General features: G+C 63.6%; 2 protein-coding genes and 1 pseudogene. All 3 read left to right on the plus strand.

What is annotated here, in order from left to right; translation table 11 throughout:
• Window positions 1–1,107 (plus strand): type IV secretory system conjugative DNA transfer family protein (locus CV013_RS15320; protein WP_157935794.1); only part of this gene is annotated, 1,107 nt, incomplete at its 5' end.
• Window positions 1,107–1,517, plus strand: coding sequence for a ribbon-helix-helix domain-containing protein (locus tag CV013_RS15325; RefSeq protein WP_102156576.1), 411 nt, complete (start codon window positions 1,107–1,109; stop codon window positions 1,515–1,517). The genes CV013_RS15320 and CV013_RS15325, both read left to right, overlap by 1 nt.
• Window positions 1,514–1,889: pseudogene (locus CV013_RS15330) on the plus strand (P-type conjugative transfer ATPase TrbB); the annotation flags it as partial. The gene CV013_RS15325 and the pseudogene CV013_RS15330, both read left to right, overlap by 4 nt.

Consider the following 1,889-nt stretch of genomic DNA (forward strand, 5'->3'; position numbering starts at 1 on the left):
GTGCTGAACAAGTCGGAAAACGAACGCAGCGGCGTCCTTTCGACGGCAATGTCGTTCCTTGGTTTGTACCGGGATCCGATCGTGGCGCGCAACACGGCGGCCTGCGACTGGCGGATCAGCGACCTCGTCGATGCTGCCCATCCGGTCTCACTCTATCTGGTCATTCCGCCGTCCGATATATCGCGGACCAAGCCGCTGGTGCGCCTGGTCCTCAACCAGATCGGGCGCCGCCTGACCGAGCGTCTGGAGGGCGATCCGCACAAGAGCCGCAAGCATCAGCTCTTGATGATGCTGGATGAATTTCCGGCGCTCGGCCGGCTCGACTTTTTCGAGACCGCACTGGCCTTCATGGCGGGCTATGGCATCCGCGCTTACCTGATCGCCCAAAGCCTCAATCAGATCAGTAAGGCCTATGGCGAAAACAACGCCATTCTCGACAATTGCCATGTCCGCATAGCATTTTCATCCAACGACGAACGAACAGCCAAGCGGATTTCCGACGCCCTCGGCACCGCTACCGAATTGCGCGCCCAGCGCAACTATGCGGGCCATCGCCTCGCGCCCTGGCTTTCTCACGTCATGGTGTCGCGGCAAGAGACGGCCCGCCCGCTGCTGACGCCGGGCGAGGTGATGCAATTGCCGCCCGCCGACGAACTGGTGCTCGTGTCCGGGCTGGCCCCGATCCGGGCGAAGAAGCTGCGTTATTACGAGGATCGCAATTTTACTTCGCGTGTGCTGCCGCCCACCGACATTGATAGAGGCGAGGGCGCCTATGCCGACCGACCTGACCCGCGCCCCGACGACTGGGGCGGCGAAGTGCGCGGCTTGCATGAAAAGCTGGCCATCGCTGCCGAAGCCGAAGGCGCAGATTTCGAAGAAGATTCCGAAGGTGGTCTGCAACAGCAGCGCCATCCTGGCCTGCCCGAAGAACAGGCGGTCAAGCCCATCGAGTGCGAGCAGGATGCCGCGCCCGGTGATGACGGCGACAGCGATCCCGCCGCCGATCGGCGCGCCATGACCACGCTCAGCAATGTCGCCCGCGCCGTCGCCATCAACGAGGGCAAGGATCGTGGCGACCTGATGCCCAGCTTCGGAGGGGATCAGTGATGCTGAACCGCGACAAGGTGCGTTATCAGCTCTTCCTCGAACCGCGGTTGGCCGAGCGGCTGGAGGAAATGGCCGCCAAGCCGGGCATTGCGCGCTCCGATATATTGGTGGCCGCGCTTGATGCCTGGCTCACCCGGCAGGGCAGCAATGACCTGGATGAACGGTTCGGCCCCAGGCTCGACCGGATGAGTTTGCAAATCGGGCGCCTTGGGCGCGACATGCAGGTGTTGCTCGAAAGCCTCTCACTCTTCGTCCATCAGCAATTTTGCCTCAATGCTCAGATTCCCGAACCCGATGCAGCCGCGCGCGCTGTGGGGCGTGAACGGTTCGACAGGTTCATCGAACAGATCGGCCGCCAAATGGCTTCGGGCGTGAAGCCGCTGGCAAATGCGAAAGAGGCGGCGTCATGAGCGGCGTCAACAGCCAGGCGGAGGGCCGCCGTCGCGCCATGCTGCGCACCGCCATGGGCCCTGCTATTGCGGCCGCGCTCAGCGATCCGCGCGTCATCGAGATCATGGTCAACCCTGATGGGTCGCTCCGGCTTGACCTCCTGGGCGAAGGCCGCGTCGATACCGAATTGCGGGTGGAGCCGGCGGAAGCCGAACGCATCATCCGCCTGGTCGCCAGCCATGTTCGCACTGAAGCCCATGCCGGTGCCCCGATCGTGAGCGCAGAACTGCCTGAAGGAGGTGAACGCTTCGAAGGCCTGCTGCCACCGGTCGCCAGTGCGCCGTGCTTTTCGATCCGCAAGCCGGCGGCCCGCATCCACAGGCTGATCGACT

Origin of the sequence: Tsuneonella flava, assembly GCF_002870965.1 — a bacterium.
GTDB lineage: Bacteria > Pseudomonadota > Alphaproteobacteria > Sphingomonadales > Sphingomonadaceae > Tsuneonella > Tsuneonella flava.